This window comes from Clostridium prolinivorans (genome assembly GCF_004011155.1).
Taxonomy (GTDB): Bacteria; Bacillota; Clostridia; order Clostridiales; family Clostridiaceae; genus Clostridium_AT; species Clostridium_AT prolinivorans.
In genome coordinates this window covers 537,022-559,210 of the sequence record NZ_RJWG01000001.1, presented here as the reverse complement: position 1 = coordinate 559,210, position 22,189 = coordinate 537,022, and the positions used below count along the sequence as shown (strand labels likewise).

Genomic DNA, 22,189 nt, shown 5'->3' with positions numbered 1-22,189 from the left:
ATTAAACATAAAAAAGTAAAAAAAATAAAGGTTAGCTTTCTAAGACAGGAAAACCAACCTTGAAAATATAATTTTCATTATTTGCTGATTTCCTATCTTTCAGAATAAATATAATTTATTCTGCAGGAATTGACACCGATGCATTATAAGTATAATGCCGGTTGTCGAGCTTCATAGGGCCAGTCCCTCCGCTTCTCTAGATAAGAACATTAAATTAATAAATATTCAGATGAAAACATCTTACATTATAGAGGTGAAATTGTCAATAGTAATACATTTTAAATTTTTATTTTAATTTATGAAATTAAAGTCATAAAATACCGTCATTGAAAAATAAAATATATTAAACATAATTTTTGGAGGTACCATATATGGATTTTAAGGAATTAATAAATAATGATAGAGAGCAACAAAAGAAAAATAAATTTGAAGGTACCATGCTTGACTATCTTGAGATAGTCAAAGAAAACCCTGATGTAGCAAAACTTGCACATAAAAGAATGTATGACATTATTATGGAAAAAGGCTTTGAAATACTAAAGCCTGAAGAAAATCAAAGAATTAGAAAGATATATGGCAATGAAACAATAAAACGCTATAATTTTTTTAAAGATGATTTTTTTGGAATAGATAAAGTAATTATGAAGCTAGTAAATTATTTTCATGCTGCATCTATGAAAGGTGAGGAGTCAAGACAGGTATTATATCTTGTAGGACCTGTAGGTGCTGGTAAATCTTCTATTGTAGAAGCTTTAAAAAAGGCATTAGAATCTGCACCACCTATATATTCGATTAAAGGTTGCCCTATGTCAGAAGAACCACTACATTTAATTCCAAAACATTTAAGAAAGGAGTTTGAGGAAATTTTAGGGGTTCAGATAGAAGGAGATTTGTGTCCTGTATGCAGATATAGATTGCTTAATGAATATGATGGACAATTTGAAAAAGTTCCTGTAGTAAAAAATACATTTTCTATAAGATCAAGAAAAGGAATAGGAGTTGTTCCTCCTGTTGATCCTAATAATCAAGATACTTCTATACTTACAGGCTCTATAGATATATCTAAAATGGATATGTATCCAGAGGATGATCCACGTATTTTTTCATTAAATGGTGCTTTTAATGTAGGTAATAGAGGTATGGTTGAATTTATAGAGGTGTTCAAAAATGATGTAGAGTATTTGCATACTATAATAACTGCTACTCAAGAAAAATCTATACCATCTCCAGGGAAAGGTTCAATGATATATTTTGATGGAGTTATTTTAGCTCATTCAAACGAAGCTGAATGGAATAAATTTAAGTCAGATCATACAAATGAGGCTATTTTAGATAGAATCGTTAAAATAGAAGTTCCTTATTGTTTAGAATTAAATGAAGAAATAAAAATATATGAAAAGATACTTAAAAAGAGTAATTTTAAGGCACATATAGCGCCACATACTATAGAAACTGCAGCTATGTTTGCTGTACTTTCAAGACTTACACCTTCTGCTAAAGTTGATCCTATGACAAAGTTAAAGATTTATAATGGTGATGAAATAGTAGAAAAGGGAACTACTAAAAAGATAGATATAGAAGAACTTAGAGAAGAAGCTGGTATGAGAGAGGGCATGAGTGGTATTTCAACAAGATTTGTTATTAAAGCTATAGATAATGCTTTATCAAATTCAGAGCATAATTGTATAAATCCTCTTAGTATTATGGAAAGTATTATAAAATCAGTTAAAGAACTTGATATAGCAGAGGATGAAAAAAAGAAATATTTAACATTTGTACAAGATACTATTAGAAAAGAATACAATAAAACATTGGAAAAAGAAATTACTAAAGCTTTTATAATTAGTTTTAAAGAACAGGCAGAAAGTTTGTTTAATAACTATATCGATAATGCTGAAGCTTATGTAAATAAAACAAAGCTTAAAGATAAATCAACAGGAGAAGAACTTCAACCAGACGAAAAATTTATGAGATCTATAGAAGAACAAATAGGTATAGCAGAAAGTTCTGCAAAGGGATTTAGAACTGATGTAACTTCATATATGTTTTATGTTGTAAGAAAGGGAGGAAAGATAGATTATACTTCTTATGAACCTCTTAAGGAAGCTATTGAAAAGAAACTTATGGCTTCAGTTAAAGATTTATCAAGAATAATAACAAAGTCTAGAGTGAGAGATAAAGAACAAGAATCAAAATATAATATTATGGTAGAAGAAATGAAGGAAAATGGATATTGTGAGCATTGCTGTGATGTTATATTAAAGTATGCAGCTAATAACCTATGGAAGGATTGATATTATGGCTATTTTTAAGGAATATAGTCCAGTAGATCATGATAGATCCATAGAAGATAGGAGACGACATAGAGAGCTTATTGAGAAATCTATTAGAGATAATTTGGGGGATATATTATCTGAAGAAAGCATTATAGGTGAGGGGAAAAATAAAAAAATAAAAATACCTGTTAGAGGAATTAAGGAATATCAATTTATTTATGGTAAAAATGCTCCAGGAGTTGGAAGTGGAGATGGAACTGAAAAAAGAGGGGATAAAATAGGAAGTGATAAAAGCGGTGAGGGAAAAGGCAGCGGTAGAGCAGGTAATGAAGAAGGAGAAGATATATATGAAACTGAAATTTCGATAGATGATGTTTTAAATTATCTTATGGAAGATTTAGATTTACCTGACCTTGATAAAAAGAAATTTTCTGAAATTTTATCAGAAAATGCAACTAAAAGATCCGGTTATCAAAAGCATGGTATAAATCCAAGACTTGCTAAAAAAAGAACTGTAATTGAAAAAATTAAAAGGGAACAAGGGAAAAAAAGGGCACTTAAAGAAGCAGGAATAGAAGAAAAAATAGAAAGATTCCCATTTAAAGAAGATGATTTAAGATACAACAGAATGAAAAAGACAAAAAAGAAAGAATTTAATGCAGTAATATTTTGTATAATGGATACCTCTGGATCTATGGATAGTACTAAAAAATATTTAGCTCGATCATTTTTCTTTGTATTATCAAGATTTATAAGAATGAAGTATACTAATGTGGAAATTGTATTTATAAGTCATTCTACTACAGCAAAGGAGGTTAATGAAAACGAGTTTTTTCATAAGGTTGAGTCTGGAGGAACTTATATATCAAGTGGGTATATAAAGGCTTTAGAAATTATTGAAGAAAGATACAATCCGAACTTTTGGAATATATATACTTTTAATGTTAGTGATGGAGATAATTGGACAGAAGATAATGAAAAAGCAATAAAGGTTGCAAAGCAATTAACGGATTTATGTAATATGGTTGCTTATGCAGAAATTATGCCTAGTTTTTATTCAGCAAATCTTAAAGATAGATTTTCTAAAGAAATAGATAATAAAAAATTTATTTCAGTATCAATTAAAAAAAAGGAAGATTTATGGAATGCCCTCAAAGGTATTTTAAAAAAAGAAATAAAGGAGGGCTAAAATGGAATATACTATTAAAGATTTAGAAAAGTGGAATGAAAAAATAGAAGCATTAGCTAAAAATATGGGACTTGATTTTTATGAACAAGAATTTGAAATTATTAATTATAATGATATGTTAGCTTATGAGGCTTATGTTGGTATGCCTTCAAGGTATCCTCATTGGAGCTTTGGAAAATCATACGAAAGAAATAGAACAATGTATAAATATAATCTTACAGGGCTTCCATATGAAATGGTTATAAATTCCAACCCTTGCTTAGCATATTTAATGAAAGATAATACATTATTGCTTCAAATTTTAACTATTGCTCATGTTTATGGTCATAATGATTTTTTTAAAAACAATAGGCTTTTTAAAGAAGGAACTTATGCTGATTATACTATTGAAATGTTTAAAAGTCATGCTGATAAAATAAGAAGTTATATAAATGATCCTAGTATAGGATATACTAATGTTGAAAGAGTATTAGATGCTGCTCATTCTATAAAGCTTCAAATTTCAAGGGTACCAGGAGAAAAGAAAATAAGTAATGATGAAATTGCTAAAAGAATTATAGATGACTATAAGAAGAAATGTGAAAAAAGAGATATTCTTAAGCCTTATGTAAAACCTGAAGAACCTGATATAAATAAGGTTCCTTTAGAACCTGAAGATGATATATTGTATTTTATAATGCAATATGGAAATCTTGAGGAATGGGAAAAAAATATACTTGAAATAGTAAGGGAAGAAACTTTATATTTTATTCCTCAGATAGAAACAAAAATAATGAATGAAGGCTGGGCTAGTTATTGGCATTACAATATATTAAAAAACCTTCAACTTTCAGATCCATTTTATCTTGAATTTATAAAAAGACATAATGATGTAATTACACCTTGGCCAGGAGGATTGAATCCTTATTATTTAGGATTTAAAATATTTCAAGATATTGAAAAAAGATATGGAAGAGATAAAATATTTGAAGTTAGAGAACTTGAAAGAGATTCATCATTTTTAAGAAGATATCTTACTGAAGAACTAAGTGAAGAAATGAATTTATTTGAGTATGTAAAAAAAGGCAACGATTATGTTATTGAAGAGGTTTCTGACGAAAAAGGCTTTATTGAAATTAGAAATGTACTTAGCTCAAGTTGTGGTATGGGATCAGTTCCCGTTATGAAGATAATTGATATGAATATTAAAGATAGAACATTAACAATTGAACATGTATTTGACGGAAGAGAACTAAATTTAACTTATGCAGAAGCTACATTAAAATATATTCAAAAATTGTGGGGACATAATGTAAATCTTTTAACTAAAATTAATGGAAATAATATAAAATTAAATTGTAATGGAGATAAAGTAACATTTATGGCTTAAATTTTAAGTAAAAATATGTTTAAATAAAATATTATCTAATATGGGAATATCTCATTTTTGGATATTCCCATTACTATTTTTATATTTAATAATTTAATAAATTCTTCTAGCAAAATCTACAAACCTAAATTTGTCTGGTCTGTGTCTAGATTCAGTATATTGAAATAAATCTGCATTATCTAAATAAGTATAATTTTTTACAACTACAATCATATCATAATTTTCTAAGTCTAAATATTTTTTATCTTCTTTTGAAGCTTGTTGCATTGTAATTTCTTTTTTTGCAAAGCTGATTTTAAGACCTAAATCATTTTCGATGTATTCATATATTGAGTTTTTACAAATATCTTTAGTTAATAAAGGTACATATTTTTTGTTTAAAAAATCTTTATCTAAAATAATTTTTTTATTTTCTATTTCTCTTACTCTTACAACTTTCCAAACATCATCATCTTTAGATACATCTAGATGTTTCATTAAATATTTATCAGGTTTAATTAATTCTAATTCTTCTACAATTGTATTTGATTTTATACCAAGTTTTAAAGATAACTCTTTAAAACTTACTAATCCTGAAACAGGAAAATCAAATTTATTAAAGTCTAATACAAAAGAACCAACTCCATTTATTTTTTGAATATATCCGTTCATTTCCAATAAGTTTAAAGCTTTCCTTACTGTATCTTTAGAAACATTATAATATGCCATTAATTCACTTTCGGAAGGAAGTTTTGTTTTTGATTCAATTTTACCACTTTTTATTTCATTAACAATTTCATTATAAATAGTTAAATATTTTCTATTCATATAGTCATCACCAAAGATATTGTATCATTTATTATGTTATCTCTCAAGGTGATATACAATTGATTCATAAGGTCTTAACTTTATTTCTTTAAAATCAATAGGAGAATCTTCATAATTAGAAATTAAAATTTTACTTTTATATTCATAAAAATTTATATGAGAAGGAAGCTTAAAAGTAGTTTCAGTTCCATAAAAATTATTTATTACTAATAATTTTTCATTTTTATATGTCCTAATATATGAAAATATTTTATCATGTTCTTTTAGTATTAGCTCAAAATTGCCATGAGAAATAATATCATATTCTTTTCTTAACTTAATTAATTTTTGGTAGTGATAAAATATTGAATTTTTATCATTTAGTGCCTTTTGAACATTAATTTCTTTATAATTTTGATTTACTGATATCCAAGGTGTTCCAGTAGTAAAGCCAGCGTTGTTATCATCATTCCACTGCATAGGAGTACGAGAGTTGTCACGTGATTTTTGTTGTAAAATTTTAATTATATTTTCTTCATTTACTCCTTGTGTTTTTAAAATATTATAATAATTGATTGATTCTACATCTTTATATAAATCAATTTTATCAAAGTATGGATTTGTCATTCCAATTTCTTCACCTTGGTAAATATAAGGTGTTCCTCTTAACATGTGTATTGCAGTTGCAAGCATTTTTGAAGATTCAACGCGATACTTTTTATCATCTCCAAAACGAGATACAATACGCGGCTGATCATGATTACACCAAAATACAGCATTCCAGCCATTTCCTTCTTGCATTCCAACTTGCCAGTAATCGAAAATTTCTTTTAATTTTTTAAAATCAAAATTCATTAATGTCCATTTATCTCCATTTTTATAATCAACTTTTAAGTGATGAAAATTAAATACCATTGATAATTCTTTTTCATTTGGGTTTGAATATTTAATACAGTTATCTATTGTTGTTGATGACATTTCACCAACTGTAATAATATCTTTATATTTACCAAAAGTTTCTTTGTTTAATTCTTTTAAGTATTGATGAATGTGTGGGCCATCTGTATAAAAACGACGTCCATCACCTTGTAAATCATCTTCATATTTATCTGGTTTAGAAATTAAATTTATAACATCAAAACGGAATCCTTTAACTCCTTTGTTAATCCAAAAGTTAACTACATCAAAAATTTCTTTTTTTAAATTTTCGTTTTTCCAGTTAAGATCTGCTTGAGTAACATCAAATAGATGAAGATAATATTCGTTAAATTCTTTTACATATTCCCAAGCAGAACCACCAAATTTTGATAACCAGTTTGTTGGTTCTTTACCATTTTTAGGTTCTTTAAATATATAATAATTTTTATATTTTTCATTTCCATTTATAGCTTTTTTAAACCATTGATGTTCTGTTGAAGTATGGTTAAATACCATATCAAGCATAACATCTATACCATATTCATTAGCTTTACATACCATTTCTTCAAAGTCTTGCATTGTTCCAAAACGTTTATCGATTTTGTAATAATCAGAAACATCATAACCATTATCTTTTTGAGGAGAAACATAAAATGGAGTTAACCATATATAATCTACTCCTAATGTTTTTAAATAATCAAGTTTATTGGTTACACCTTTTAAATCACCAAATCCATCACCATTAGAATCGTTAAATGATTTAGGGTATATTTGATATATTACACTTTTTCTAAAATCTTTCATGACCATTGCTCCTTTAATTAAATATATTGAAGAAAAGGAAGGACATAAAATTCCTTCCCATATTTTAATTTTATTAATAAATAATTATTTTAATTTACATATCTTTTTTCTTTGCTAATTTTGTCTTAGAAAAGATATTAGTTAATACAAATGGAATAACAATTGCTACTAACATTGCAATAGCAAAAACAAACATATGCTGTGGTTTTATAGACAATATACCTGGCAATCCACCAACTCCAATTGAATTAGCCATAACACCTGAACCTACTGAAATAACAGATGCAATTGAAGAACCAATCATAGCAGCTAAGAATGGATAAATATATTTTAAATTTATACCAAACATAGCTGGCTCTGTAACACCTAGGTAACAGGAAATTGCAGCAGGAATAGATACTTGTTTTTCTTCATCATCATGTCTATTGATAAATATCATAGCTAAAACTGCAGAACCTTGAGCAATATTTGATAAAGCAATCATTGGCCATAAGTTAGTGCCGCCTAGTTGCCCCATTAATTGTAGGTCTATAGCATTTGTCATATGATGTAGTCCTGTAATTACAAGTGGTGCATAAGTAAATCCAAATAAAGCAGCAAATAACCATCCAAATGATGATGTTAAACTTGAGTATACAATAGAAGATATTCCTTTACCTATTGCCCAGCCTAATGGCCCTAAAACAATATGTGCTATTAATACAGTTGGAACTAATGATAAAAATGGTACTACTATCATTGATATATATTCAGGTACAATTTTACGAACATTTTTTTCTAATATTGATAAAAGAAATCCTGCTAAAATTGCTGGGATAACTTGTGCTTGATAACCTATCATTTGAACTTTTGCAAATCCAAAATCCCAAACTGGAATTTTATCAACAGGTGTACTAGCAACGGCATAAGCATTTAATAATTGAGGAGAAACTAATGTAATACCTAAAATAATACCTAATATTTGAGTTGTACCCATTTTTTTAGAAATTGACCATGTTATTCCAACTGGTAAAAAGAAAAATATAGCTTCACCAATTAACCATAAGAAAGAATGAACTCCAGTCCAAAATTGTGATATTTGTGTTAAAGTTTTTGTTCCTCCTTCAAATAATTTGATATCTCCAATTATATTACGAAATCCTAATATTAAACCTCCAACTACAAGTGCAGGAATAAGAGGTGTAAATATTTCTGCTAAATTAGCAAGTAATCTTTGAATAAAATTCATATTACTTTTAGCTGCAACCTTTGCAGCTTCTTTACTAACTCCATCTATACCAGATATTTCTATAAAATCATTATAAAATACAGATACTTCATTGCCTATTATAACTTGAAATTGACCAGCTTGGGTAAAAGTTCCTTTTACAGATTTTATACTTTCAATTTTTTTGACATCTGCTTTTTTGTTATCTTTTAATACAAAACGCATACGTGTTGCACAATGAGATACTGCAGCAATATTTTCCTTACCACCAACATATTCCAATAATTGTTGAGCATCATTAAAAAACTTAGACATACTGAAATCCTCCTAATTAATAATTAAATTATTCCACATTAATAATTTAGCAATTAAACCTATACGTAAAGGTACCTTTGTTTTAATTATAAACCTTTACGTATAGGTTCGTCAATACGATTTCACAACATTTTTTGATAAATATCAACATTTTTTATACTTTTAAGTAAAAATTTATTTAGAATATATTTAGTTTTCATTTGTTTTAATATTGATATCTATAATAAAAAAAGAATTTGTTTTAATTTTAAAATTAAAACAAATTCTTTTTTTTTTTTACTTTTAATATTTTTATATAGATTTTACAGTATTAATTAAAGTGCCTATTTTTTCAATATAACATTCAACAATATCTCCATCTTTTAAAAGCTTAGGGGGATCAAAGCTTAGACCAACACCACTTGGAGTCCCTGTACAAATTATATCACCAGGTTTTAAAGTAAATCCTTTTGATAAATCGCTTATTATATAAGGAATATCAAAAATTAAATTCTTTGTATTTGAATTTTGTCTTATTTCTCCATTTACTTTACATGTAATATCAAGTTCTACTGGGAAAGGGATTTTACTTTTATGAACTATTGAGGGACCTATAGGGCAGAATGTATCTAAACTTTTTGCTTTAAACCATTGATTATGCTTAACTTGAAGATCTCTAGCAGATACATCATTAACTATAGTGTATCCAAATATATAATCTTCTGCATCTTCTTTATTTATGTTTATTCCTTCTTTTCCTATAACTATAGCTAATTCTGATTCATAATCTACTTGACTTGTAACATTTTTATAAAATTTAATATAATCATTATTACCTATAACAGATCCATTAGATTTAGTAAAATATATTGGTGCATTTGGTATAAATGTGTCTGATATTTTAGTTGTCATTAATTCTTTTGCATGATCTTCATAATTTTTGCCAAGACATAAAATATGTCTTTTAGGATAAGGAATAGGGGCAAGTAATTTTACTTTTTCTAATGGAATATAATTATAATCATTTTTATAAATAATATTTTCAAATTTTTTTAAAATTTCTTCATTAAAATTTTTAATCAAATCAATCATTGAATTATATTTTTCAAGATGTATTATTCCGTTTTCAGTTAATATTCCAACATTTTCTTTATTATTATAATAATAAGAAATAAATTTCACAATAAAATCTCCTTTTAAATAAAATTTTAATTATAGATATAAAATTTTAAAGAATAAATTCTAGTAAAATAATAATCCTCTCTACAAAAGCCTTTACTTCTAAATATTGTTGTATAAAATAAAATATGCTTTTGATTGGATTATTATTTTACTATATTATACTTAATTATACTTAGTTTTCATTTTTGATATCTATATCTAATTTTAAAATTTTATCTATATTATCAAAAATATTATTATTAAGAGAATAATTCAATACATTAACTTCCAAAACATCATAAAGTTTTTTTAACTGCTTTATGATTTGTTCTTTAGAATCATCGTTATTTATAAGTAAATACATTTTACTTTTAGTTCCATCGCCGATTCTTCCACATAATATACCTTCAAGGTTAAAAGCTCTTCTTGCAAATAAACCTGTAATGTGGGTCATAACTCCCGGATGATTATTTACTATTAACTCTATAATACAAAGATCATTAATTACCATAATATTCACCACCTATTATCATTTCAGTATTTCCTGCACCAGGAGGTACAATTGGAAGTACATTTTCATTTTCTTTTATAGGTATATTTATTAAGGTAGGGCCTGGTTTTATTAAAGCTTCTGTGAGTAGTTTTAAAGGTTCATTTTCTTTGCTAAGGTCATAAGCTTTAACACCAAAACCTCTGCTTATAGCTGCAAAATCTGGATTAGTTATAAATTTTGAAGCTATATAATGTTCTTTATAAAACATCTGTTGTTGCTGTCTTACTAGTCCTAGATGGCCATTATTTAAAATAAGTATCTTTACATTAAGATTTAAATCAGCTAAAGTAGCTAGTTCTTGAATATTCATAAGTATAGAACCATCTCCGCTAAAGCATATAACTTCTTTGTCTGGATTTGAAAGAGCTGCTCCTATTGCTGCTGGTAGCCCAAAACCCATAGTTCCAAGCCCTCCTGAAGTTAATAGGTTACGTGGATATTTAAAAGGATATACCTGAGCAACCCACATTTGATGCTCTCCTACATCTGTAGTGATTATAGAATCTTTTGAAACTATATTACTTACATATTTTATGATATTTATAGGATGCATATATTCATCTTTGCTAGGCATAATAAAAGGATGTTTATTTTTCATTTCTTTAATTCTTGCAATCCATTTTTTTCTAGGATTATTTTCAACATAAGATAAAATATCCTTTAAAGAATAATCTATATCTCCATTTATATATAAATGAGACTGTTTTATTTTATTTATTTCAGATTCATCAATGTCAATGTGAATTATTTTTGCCTTAGGACAAAATTTTTCAGTATTTCCTATAGCTCTATCATCGAATCGAACACCAAGGGCTATAATTAAATCTGCTTCATGCATTAAAAAATTAGTATAAGGTGCTCCATGCATACCAAGCATTCCTAAATATAAATTATTATCATGATTAAATGAACCAAGTGCCATTAATGTTGAGACTACTGGAATATTGTTTTTATATGCAAGCATTTTAACAGCTTCTGAAGCATTACTACTTATAATACCTCCTCCAATATATAAAATAGGTTTTTCAGAATTATTTATCATTTCTGCTGCTTTCTTAATAAATTTATCTGGAACAGGATTTTTTATTTTTTCATATTTATAGGGTTTTGGCCATTCATCAAATTCAATTTCTTCTAATTGTATATCTTTAGGAATATCAATATTAACAGGGCCTGGCCTGCCTTCTTTAGCTATTTTAAAAGCTTCAGGAATTACATAAAATAATTCTTCTACAGATCTTACTAAAAAATTATGTTTTGTTATTGGTATTGTAAGTCCATAAGTATCAACTTCTTGAAAAGCATCAGTGCCTATTGCACAATGGGAAACCTGACCTGTTATCGAAATTATTGGAACAGAATCGAGTTTTGCGTCTGCAATTGCAGTGAGTAAATTTGTTGCACCAGGTCCTGAAGTTGCAAAACATACAGAAACTTCACCAGTAGATCTAGCCATACCTTGAGCTATAAAGGCTGCCCCTTGTTCATGTCTAGCCAATATATGGTTTATACTACTTTGGTATAAAGCATCATAAAGAGGTAAATTTGAACCTCCTGGAATTCCTATAATATTTTTAATTCCTTGTCTTTCTAATAATTTAATAGTTATAGCTGCTCCACTATATTTCATAAAAATGCCCCCTTTATTTAGATTATTTTGTTAATAAAAACCCTTCATCCTAACAAGGACGAAGGGTTAACTCCGCGGTACCACCTAGATTCGTATAGAAATACACACTCAAACATAGCACAAATAAAATAAATGCTATTTTCCATTTAACGGTGGAATTACGGTTAACTCTACTTTCAATATATTTTTATTATATATTGATTTCATTTAACAACTCCGAGGCTACCTTCTATATATTTCCTCAGGGAATTTTCACCAGCCTTCCCTCTCTAAACTTTGGAATATATATATACTCCTCCTCATCAAGATTTTTTCTGAAAATTCTATTTTTAGAAATTTTACAACATAAATCTTTTATAGTCAATAGCTTTTTACAATTTTATTTTAATTATATGTAAAAAATAAATAATTATAAATAAAATTATAAAAAATATTTAATGTTTGTGATGTTATATGATTAGCTATAATAAGTCTTTCTACTATATAAGTTATAAGAGAAGATATATATATAGACATAACCAAGAAAACAGAGATAATTAGTTTTTTACTATATATGTTATAAGAGAAGTTGCTAAAGACAGGGAAATATAAAAAACTAAAAAATTTTCTTATATATATTTATATACTATAAGAGGTGTTTCTAGTTGATAGAAGATTTTAAAAATTTTAATATAATAGTAGAGGAGTTTTATTAGATTATATTTAGTTTTTAACTTAAAGTATATATAAATAAAATAATAATTAATAGTTGCTTATAATAATTTTGATTTAATTCAAGTATAATTAATGAAATAAAATAATATATTAATAATAATTTTAAAATATGTATATAATTTTTTTATAATTTTAAATAAATGACAAGGATTACACTTATAAAAATGGAAAAAATATATTGACTATTAGACGGCTAAGTGATAACATAAACAATGTTAGATAACTAAGTAATATTGTTGAGATAGTGATAAACAAAGGAGGCATATGATGAATGAGTACAATAGAGATAGTTTATACCATATATTTGCTGAAATAATAAAACTCCATTTTGCCCGTTCTCACAATTTACTAGAAAAACTAGGAATTTATCCAGGGCAGCCACCATTGCTTTTTGCACTTTATTGCAAAGATGGTCAAAGCCAAAGAGAACTTGCAGAAAAGTTAATAATTAGTCCTGCTACAATGACTGTGATGTTAAAAAGAATGGAAAAATCAGAACTTATAACAAGAAAACAGGATGATAAAGATCAAAGAATATTAAGAGTTTATCTTACTAAAAAAGGCAGAGAAACTTGTGAAAAATTAAAAAGTACTATGAAAGTATTGACAGAAGAGTGTTTTTGCAACTTAACAGAAGATGAGAAAATTTTATTAAGAAGGTTGCTTATGCAGATAAGAGATAATTTAATAAAAGCAAATAAAAGAAATTAGATAGCTAATTAAATTTATTTTAAATGGTAGGAGATGGTTAATAGTGATTAGGCTATATAAATTTTTAAAGCCATATGCTGCTATGGTAATAGCTGTATTTATACTTGTGGCTTTACAAGCCATAGGAGATCTTTATCTTCCAACTTTGATGTCAGATATAATTAATGATGGGGTTATGCAGGGAGATACAAATAAAATTATACAAATTGGTGGAACGATGTTATTGGTTGCTTTAGGAATAGTTATTTGTTCAATTTTAGCAAGTTTTTTATCAGGAAAAGTTTCATCAAATCTTGGAGCAATATTAAGAAGCAAGGTATTTAGAAAAGTTGAAAGTTTTTCACTACATGAATTTGATAAATTTGGTACATCAACTCTTATTACTAGAACAACTAATGATATTACACAAATTCAAACAGTTACTGTTATAATAATGCGTATGATGATTAGTGCACCAATTATGGCTATTGGTGGTATTACTATGGCGTTAAAAAAAGATAAACCTCTTACATTAGTTTTTGCTGTTTCAATACCAGTTCTTATAATAACTATAGGATTAATAGCATCAAAATTAATTCCTCTTTTTAAACAGGTGCAAGTAAAAATCGATAAAATTAATTTAGTATTACATGAAAAACTTACAGGTATAAGAGTTATTCGTGCTTTTAATACAGTAGAAAAAGAAAGCAAGCGTTTTGATGAAGCTAACGTAGATCTTACAAGCAATTATATTAAAGTTAATAAAATAATGGCATTTATGATGCCTTCTATAATGCTTATTATGAATTTTACTTCTTTAGCAATTCTTTGGTTTGGTGGAATTCGTATAAGTGAAGGCAATATGGATTTAGGTGCTCTTGCTGCATTTACTCAATATGCTATGCAAATTATGATGTCAATGCTTATGTTTGCTATGATGTATATTATGGTTCCACGTGCACAAGCTGCAGTAGCAAGAATTAATGAAGTACTTGATACTGTACCAGAAATAACAGATGCAAAAGAAACTAAAAATAATTTTGAACGCAAGGGATATGTTGAATTTAAAAATGTAACATTTAGTTATCAAGGTGCTGAAGAACCAGCTATTAAAAATATTTCTTTTACAGCAAATCCAGGAGAGGTTGTTGCTATTATAGGTAGTACAGGTTCTGGTAAATCTACATTGGTAAATTTAATTCCAAGATTTTATGATGTAGATAGTGGAAGTGTTTTAGTAGATGGCGTAGATGTTAGAGAAATTTCTCAAAAAGATCTTAGAAACAAAATAGGTTTTGTACCTCAAAAGGCAGTTTTATTTTCAGGAACAATAGCTGAAAATATTAGATTTGGAAATAAAAATGCAACAGATGAAGAAGTTAAACATGCAGCTGAAGTTGCACAAGCTGCTGATTTTATAGAAACAATGGATGGAGGATATGAGCATGAAATTGCTCAAGGTGGTACCAATTTATCTGGAGGTCAAAAACAGCGTCTATCTATAGCTCGTGCATTAGTTAAAAAAGCTGAAATATATGTTTTTGATGATAGTTTTTCAGCTTTGGATTTTAAGACAGATGCAAAACTTAGAGCTGCATTAAAAAATGAAACAAAAGAATCAACTGTAATTATTGTTGCGCAAAGAGTTGGAACTATTATGGATGCTGATAAAATTATAGTTTTAGATGAAGGTTCTATTGTGGGGATGGGAACTCACAAAGAATTATTAGATAATTGTGATGTATATCGTGAAATTGTAGCCTCACAGCTTTCAAAGGAGGAGATAGCATGAGTGATAATAAAAGCAAAAGACCTGTGAGAATAAGAGGCGGCGGTGGTAGAGGTGGATTTGGAAGACCAGTAGAAAAACCTAAAGATTTTAAAGGTAGTTTTAAAAGACTTGTTGGATATCTAAAACCTCATAAAATTAATTTAATTATTGTTGTTATATTTGCAATAATGAGTACAACATTTGCAATATCAGCTCCTAAAATAACAAGTAAAGCAATGAATAAACTTCAAAATGCTTATATGGCTCGTAAAATGCTATCAGAATTATCAAAAGGTCAAAATGAAGCATTAGATCAAATGAAAGACAAAATGGGAGATGTTCAAGAAGAAGCTATAAACGAAATTAATAATAAAATGGCTGATGGGCAAAAGAAAGCAGTAGATGAAATAACTACTAAAATGGGTGATGCTCAAGTTAAAGCTGTAGATGAAATTTATGAATCTATGGCGGTACAAGTATATCAAGGAGTATTAAATGGACAAAAAACTGCTGTTGATAAAATAACAGAACAAATGGCTTCTGTACAAAAGAGCATGGTATCTCAAATTAATCAGCAGATGCAGCAAATGCAGCAAATGCAACAGCAGATGCAGCAAGCTGCCCAAAATGGAGTTGAAGTACCAAAACAAGATGTTAATATGCCAGATGCTAAAACAATGGAAGCATTTCAAAAATTATTAAAGCTTCCTATGATTGACGCAACTAAAGATAGAACAACAAGAGTAAAAACTACTATTCAATTTATTGATATACTTCAAAGTATGCCTGAAAATAATAAAATAGATAAGAAATCTTTATCTACTATGAAAGAATTATTAAATCTTCCAATGCTTAGTACTGTTAAAAGTGGGAACGAAAGAGTTAATGTAATTAAAAAATTCATGGATATTTCAAAAAATTTACCTGGAAGCAGCAGTCAAGCAAAAAGTTCTATGCAGCTTGATACAGCAACAATGAACAAAGTATATTCTAAAATTTCAACAATGAAAGATTTTACTGCTAAATCTTCAAATATTAGTACTAATGCAGATAAAAAGACTACAGATGCTGTACAAAAATTATTAAAACTTCCTATGATTAATAATATTAAAGATCCAGTACAGAAAAAGAATACTTTAGTTCAACTTATCGATATATTTAAGAGTATGCCTGATATATCTAGTATAGGCAGCAGTGGAAATTCTGATATTAAAATAAATAAATCAGATTTACAAACTATTCAAGACTTATTAGCTTTGCCAGATATAAGTTCTATTAAAGATTCAAAAGAAAAAAATTCAACTGTGATTAAAATGGTTGATATATTAAATAAGATGCCCAATATAGAGAGTAATAAATCAAACGATATTATGAATACAGAACAACTTAATAGCGTTAAAGAATTACTTAAGTTGCCTATGATAAATACAATAACTGATGCTAATGAAAAAACAAAAGTTGTAAATCAAATGCTTGATATATTCAGTAAAATGCCAGATATAGATACTGTTTCTAATAATACTGATTCAAAAATAGATTCTAAAAGCATAAAATCATTACAAGAGTTTCTTGCACTTCCAAAGTTAGATACATTAACAGATGCAAATCAAAAGGCAGATGTATCTAAAAAGATTTTGGATTTAGGCAAGGAAATGAAAAATACTATGGAAAATGCTCCAACAGATCCTAAAGAAAATGTAAACTTTACTGATGATCAAATAAATTCAGTAATTGATGCAATAAGGGAAACTAATGGAGAATACGATTTTCATTATATTGGTAATATTGTTCTTATATTAATAGGTATATATTTAATTAGTGCACTTTGTAATTTAACTATGGGTATTGTAATGTCAGGAGTTTCACAAAAAACTGTTCGTGATTTAAGAAGAGAAGTAGATGCAAAACTTGCAAAATTACCACTTAGATATTTTGATATGAATGCTCATGGTGATATATTAAGCCGTGTTACTAACGATGTTGATACTATAGCTACTACATTACAGCAAAGTTTAACACAAATAATTACAGCTGTTATTACTATTATTGGATATATTATAATGATGATTACAATAAGTCCTTCATTAACATTAATAGTAATGGCAACATTACCTTTATATATTATAGCTACTATGCTTATTGCAAAGAAATCTCAAAAATATTTTGCAGTTCAGCAAAAAGAAATTGGATTAATTAGCGGGCATGTGGAAGAGATGTATACAGGTCATAAAATAGTTAAAGCATTTTGTCACGAAAAAGATTCAATAGAAGAATTTGAATCTATAAATAATAGACTTAAAAATGCAGCATGGAAAGCACAATTTGTATCTGGTATAATGTTTCCACTTATGAATTTTATAAGTAATATAGGTTATGTAGGTATTAGTATAGTTGGAGGTATTTGGATAACTAAAAGTTTACTTGGATTAGGAGATATACTTGCATTTATACAATATTCAAGATCTTTTACTATGCCAATTGTTCAAACAGCTAATATAGCAAATATAATTCAATCAACAATAGCTTGTGCTGAACGTGTATTTGAAATATTAGATGAAGAAGAAGAAATTCCAGATAAAGAAGATGCAATAGTAATAGAAAATCCAAGAGGAGAAGTTACTTTTGAACATGTAGATTTTAGATATGTAGAAGATGTACCTCTTATAGAAGATATGAATTTAGAAGTAAAACCTGGAAGTATGGTTGCTATTGTTGGACCTACAGGGGCAGGAAAAACAACTCTTGTTAATCTTTTAATGCGTTTTTATGAAATAAATTCAGGTAGAATAAAAATTGATGGCGTTGATATAAGAGATATAAAACGCAGTGAATTACGTAAAATGTTTGGTATGGTTCTTCAAGATACATGGCTATATAATGGAACAATTAAGGATAATATAGCTTATGGAAAAGAAGGAGCTACAATGGAAGAGATTGTAAATGCTGCAAAGGCAGCACATGCAGATCACTTTATAAGGACTTTACCTCAAGGTTATGATACAGTTGTTAATGAAGAAGGAACTAATATTTCACAAGGACAAAAACAACTTTTAACTATTGCTCGTGCAATACTTGCAGATCCTAAGATTTTAATTCTTGATGAAGCTACAAGCAGTGTTGATACTAGAACAGAAGCATTAATTCAAAAGGCTATGGCTAATTTAATGAAGGGTAGAACAAGTTTTGTAATTGCTCATAGACTTTCTACTATACGTGATGCGGAAAATATTTTGGTAATGAATAAAGGAAGAATTATCGAAATGGGCAATCATGAAGAATTAATGAAAAAAGGCGGATTTTATGCAGATCTTTATAATAGTCAATTTTTAGGTGCAAATTTAGAAGATGAGGCTATTTAAAATATTAATAATATGCATTTTTAAAAATAAAAATATTAACTTTAGAGAGAGTGCTGAAAAGTACTCTCTATTTTTATGTTTAAAATTCCATTTAACCCTAAATGTTTTATTATTTATTTCGTATATAAAATTTTATTGGATACAAAATATTGAATGAAGTGTAAAAAAGGAGGGGTTATGATGAAAAAATTTTTATTTAAAATTATTACAATTTCTATTTTGTTAATTTGCTTTTTTACAAATATTTATAGTTATAATGTATTAGGAAAAATGGATAATAATCAAAGTGAAAATAAAATAATATATTTAACATTTGATGATGGCCCAAGCAATATTACAGAAGATGTATTAGATGTTTTAAATAAATATGATGTTAAGGCTACTTTTTTTCTTATAGGAAATCAAATTGAAGGAAATGAGGATATTGTAAAAAGAATAAATAATGAAGGCCATGGAATAGGATTACATAGCTATACTCATAATATAAAAAAAATATATTCTAGAAATAAATATTTTATTGAAGAAATGTTATTAACTCAGAAAAAAATTAATGAAGTTATAGGAGTAAAACCTGTTATATTAAGATTTCCAGGAGGAAGCAGGAATAGATTAAACAAAGAAAATTTGAAATTAATTCATAGTAATAATTTTAAAATATATGATTGGAATATAGATTCTAAAGATGGAATAAATCCCAAAATGTCTCCAAATCAAATATTTAAACAAGCAACTAAAATTAAAGATGTTGAAAATCCTATAATTTTACTTATGCATTGTGATTATATGCATAAAAATACTTGTAGAGCATTACCTGAAATTATAAAATTTTATAAAAATAAAGGATATGAGTTTAAAATTATAGATGAAAATACTCCAGAGTATTATTTTAAATAAAACATTTAAAAGTATTATATTAATATAATAATAGTATTATAAGTGATTTTGATTTTATATATAAAAATGTTATATTTATATATAAATAATCAGCTTCTAATATTAAATTAAATATTAATATTAGAAGCTGATTATTTACTGTATTTTTAGCCTAAACCTAATGTTTTAAATATTACAGTAGTTATAAAGCATACACAAAATGCTATTATTGTTGGTATAATTGCTGAAAGTATTGTCCATTTTAAACTACCAGTTTCTTTTTTTATAGTTAAAAGAGTGGTAGCACAAGGCCAATGAAGTAAGCTAAATAACATAAAATTTAATGCTGTAAGATAAGTCCATCCATTATCAATTAATATTTTTCTAAGAGTATCTATACTTTTAAATTCAACCATGGAACCTGTTGATAAATAAGCCATGAGTAGTATAGGTAAAACAATTTCATTTGCAGGAAGTCCAAGTATAAAAGCCATTAATATAAATCCATCTAATCCAATTAATTTCCCAATTGGATTAAGAAAAATAGATATATGATTTATAATACTTAAATTTCCAATATATATATTTCCAAGTATCCAAGTTATAGCACCAGCTGGAATCGCAACTATTATTGCTCTCCAAAGAACAAATATTGTTCTGTCAATTATAGATGTATATAAAACTCTCCCTATTTGGGGTACTCTATAAGGAGGAAGTTCTAATGTAAAAGTAGAAGGTATTCCCTTTAATATTGTCTTAGATAAAGTGTATGATACTAATAATGTTATAGCTATACCTAAAATAACTAAACTTGTAACAGACAAAACTGGTAAAATACCGGAATTTGTACTGCCTTTTGAAGCAAGAAAAATTGTAGATATTACAATTAAAGTAGGAAACCTTCCGTTACATGGAACAAAGTTATTTGTTAAAATTGCTATAAGTTTTTCTCTAGGAGATTCAATTATTCTGCATGCTGTTATTCCAGCTGCATTACATCCAAAGCCCATACACATTGTTAAACATTGTTTACCATGAGCACAAGCTTTTTTAAATAAATGATCAAGGTTAAATGCAACTCTTGGCAGATATCCTAAATCTTCAAGTATTGTAAAAATAGGAAAGAATATTGCCATTGGAGGCAGCATCACAGATATAACCCAAGATAAAGTTCTATAAATTCCAAGAACTAAAATCCCATGAATCCAATTTGGAGCATTTATATTTAAAAGCCATAATGTTAGTTTGTTTTCAATTTTAAAGAAAAAATTTGATAATATTTCAGAAGGTAAATTTGCTCCAACAATAGTAATCCAAAATATTAATGCTAAAGTTAAAAGCATTAATGGTATTCCAAAAATTCTTGATGTTATATAATTATCAATTAGTCTATCTCTATTTATTTTTGTTGAATTTTCTTTTACATATTTATTTTTTATATTTTCAGCCTTTTTATATATTGATTCTGATATATCATCTCTAATATTTTTTTTATACTCATCTGATATAGATATATCTTTTATTTTTAATAATTTTTCAAGTGATTCATTGTTTATATTATTTAAAATAGATTTTATAAATTTTGTATCTCCATCAATAAGTCTTAAAGTAATCCATCTAGAATTTATATCATGAATATTTTCTTCAATAATTGGTTTTATTAAATTAACTTTTTCTTCTATATAATCTTGATATTTTATAATTTTGGGACTTGGTATAATTTGACCTGTAGTAACTTTATATACAGTTTCTTTAAGCTCTTTTATACCTATTTTACTTTTTGCAGCACATAGAACTACTGGAATACCTAATTCTTCTTCTATCCCATGTTTATCTATTATTATATTTTTCTTTTTAGCTTCATCTATAAGATTAATGCAAAGTATTATATTATTTGTAAGCTCCATAACTTGATAAACGATATTTAAATTCCTTTCAAGACAGGTAGCATCGGTAACTATTATTACAGCATCAGAATTACCAAAGCATAAAAAATCTCTTGCAACTTCTTCCTCAGAAGAAGAAGCAAATAAAGAATAGGTACCAGGAAGATCCACTAATATGTTATTTTTACCTTTATATTTAAACTCTCCTCTTGCGTTTACTACTGTTTTACCAGGCCAATTACCTGTATGTTGTTTAAGTCCAGTTAATGCATTAAAAACTGTACTTTTCCCTGTATTTGGATTGCCTGCAAGAGCAATAATATATTCTCCATCTTTTTTATCAATTTTAAATATATCCGTTAATGCAGCGTTTTTGGTAGATTGGAATGTTAACCCCATTATGAACCTCCCAAAATATTATTGAATATTTAAGATTATTTATTATTAATAATTATTAATGAAGCTTCCTCTTTTCTAAGAGCTATCATAGCTCCATGAATATTATAAATTGTTGGATCACCAGAAGGTCCTCTTCTAACAACTTCTACTTTAGAACCTTTTGTTAGACCAAGTGCAAGCATTCTTTCTCTTAACATTCCAGTTGAAGATAAATTTTCAATTGAAACATAACTTCCTACAGCTGCATCATTAAGACTTAACATATAATTACCTCCTATAATTTTTTATAAATATATTATTAATATTTTAA

General features: G+C 27.2%; 15 protein-coding genes, 1 riboswitch and 1 other annotated feature. Of the genes, 7 read left to right on the top strand and 8 right to left on the bottom strand.

Features of this window, described 5'->3' with window-relative positions; translation table 11 throughout:
• Positions 1 to 89: 89 nt before the first annotated feature.
• Positions 90 to 207, bottom strand: a riboswitch (SAM riboswitch).
• Positions 208 to 371: 164 nt separating this feature from the next.
• From EGD97_RS02700 to EGD97_RS02690, 3 genes are read left to right on the top strand one after another with little or no spacing between them, the layout of a single operon-like run.
• Positions 372 to 2,294 carry a PrkA family serine protein kinase gene (locus EGD97_RS02700; RefSeq protein WP_078681373.1) on the top strand — a complete coding sequence of 641 codons (1,923 nt, stop codon included), beginning with the start codon at positions 372 to 374 and terminating at the stop codon, positions 2,292 to 2,294.
• Between the two features lie 4 nt (positions 2,295 to 2,298).
• On the top strand, positions 2,299 to 3,465 hold the full coding sequence (gene yhbH, locus EGD97_RS02695; protein WP_078681374.1) for a sporulation protein YhbH: 1,167 nt from the start codon (positions 2,299 to 2,301) through the stop codon (positions 3,463 to 3,465).
• A gap of 1 nt (position 3,466) precedes the next feature.
• Entirely contained in the window at positions 3,467 to 4,834 is a 1,368-nt protein-coding gene (locus EGD97_RS02690) for a SpoVR family protein (RefSeq protein WP_127836436.1), read from the top strand.
• Positions 4,835 to 4,927: 93 nt separating this feature from the next.
• Here EGD97_RS02690 and treR read toward each other — a convergent pair whose 3' ends face one another.
• The 6 genes from treR to ilvB form a co-directional block, all read right to left on the bottom strand.
• Entirely contained in the window at positions 4,928 to 5,641 is a 714-nt protein-coding gene (treR, locus tag EGD97_RS02685; protein ID WP_127836435.1) for a trehalose operon repressor, read from the bottom strand.
• 36 nt (positions 5,642 to 5,677) lie between these two features.
• A complete protein-coding gene (treC, locus tag EGD97_RS02680) occupies positions 5,678 to 7,342 on the bottom strand; it encodes an alpha,alpha-phosphotrehalase (RefSeq protein WP_127836434.1) in 1,665 nt (554 codons plus the stop codon).
• Positions 7,343 to 7,436: 94 nt separating this feature from the next.
• Complete coding sequence (gene treP / locus EGD97_RS02675; RefSeq protein WP_127836433.1) at positions 7,437 to 8,864, bottom strand: PTS system trehalose-specific EIIBC component; 1,428 nt, start codon at positions 8,862 to 8,864, stop codon at positions 7,437 to 7,439.
• A gap of 291 nt (positions 8,865 to 9,155) precedes the next feature.
• On the bottom strand, positions 9,156 to 10,025 hold the full coding sequence (locus EGD97_RS02670) for a fumarylacetoacetate hydrolase family protein (protein ID WP_127836432.1): 870 nt from the start codon (positions 10,023 to 10,025) through the stop codon (positions 9,156 to 9,158).
• 172 nt (positions 10,026 to 10,197) lie between these two features.
• Positions 10,198 to 10,515 carry an acetolactate synthase small subunit gene (gene ilvN, locus EGD97_RS02665; RefSeq protein WP_127836431.1) on the bottom strand — a complete coding sequence of 106 codons (318 nt, stop codon included), beginning with the start codon at positions 10,513 to 10,515 and terminating at the stop codon, positions 10,198 to 10,200.
• Entirely contained in the window at positions 10,505 to 12,187 is a 1,683-nt protein-coding gene (ilvB, locus tag EGD97_RS02660; RefSeq protein WP_127836430.1) for a biosynthetic-type acetolactate synthase large subunit, read from the bottom strand. The genes ilvN and ilvB overlap by 11 nt, the downstream gene beginning before the upstream one ends.
• A gap of 51 nt (positions 12,188 to 12,238) precedes the next feature.
• Positions 12,239 to 12,502: a binding site (T-box leader), on the bottom strand.
• Between the two features lie 666 nt (positions 12,503 to 13,168).
• Between ilvB and EGD97_RS02655 the strand changes: the two genes are divergently transcribed.
• From EGD97_RS02655 to EGD97_RS02640, 4 genes are all read left to right on the top strand, one after another.
• Positions 13,169 to 13,612: a MarR family winged helix-turn-helix transcriptional regulator gene (locus EGD97_RS02655; RefSeq protein WP_127836429.1), complete on the top strand. Its 444-nt coding sequence runs from the start codon at positions 13,169 to 13,171 to the stop codon at positions 13,610 to 13,612.
• A 43-nt stretch (positions 13,613 to 13,655) separates the two neighbouring features.
• Positions 13,656 to 15,383: an ABC transporter ATP-binding protein gene (locus tag EGD97_RS02650; RefSeq protein ID WP_127836428.1), complete on the top strand. Its 1,728-nt coding sequence runs from the start codon at positions 13,656 to 13,658 to the stop codon at positions 15,381 to 15,383.
• A 1,145-nt stretch (positions 15,384 to 16,528) separates the two neighbouring features.
• Positions 16,529 to 18,721 carry an ABC transporter ATP-binding protein gene (locus tag EGD97_RS02645; protein ID WP_164850144.1) on the top strand — a complete coding sequence of 731 codons (2,193 nt, stop codon included), beginning with the start codon at positions 16,529 to 16,531 and terminating at the stop codon, positions 18,719 to 18,721.
• Between the two features lie 180 nt (positions 18,722 to 18,901).
• On the top strand, positions 18,902 to 19,615 hold the full coding sequence (locus EGD97_RS02640) for a polysaccharide deacetylase family protein (protein WP_078681384.1): 714 nt from the start codon (positions 18,902 to 18,904) through the stop codon (positions 19,613 to 19,615).
• A 146-nt stretch (positions 19,616 to 19,761) separates the two neighbouring features.
• Here EGD97_RS02640 and feoB read toward each other — a convergent pair whose 3' ends face one another.
• A complete protein-coding gene (feoB, locus tag EGD97_RS02635) occupies positions 19,762 to 21,879 on the bottom strand; it encodes a ferrous iron transport protein B (protein ID WP_127836427.1) in 2,118 nt (705 codons plus the stop codon).
• A 35-nt stretch (positions 21,880 to 21,914) separates the two neighbouring features.
• Positions 21,915 to 22,142 carry a FeoA family protein gene (locus EGD97_RS02630; protein ID WP_127836426.1) on the bottom strand — a complete coding sequence of 76 codons (228 nt, stop codon included), beginning with the start codon at positions 22,140 to 22,142 and terminating at the stop codon, positions 21,915 to 21,917.
• Positions 22,143 to 22,189 lie beyond the last annotated feature (47 nt).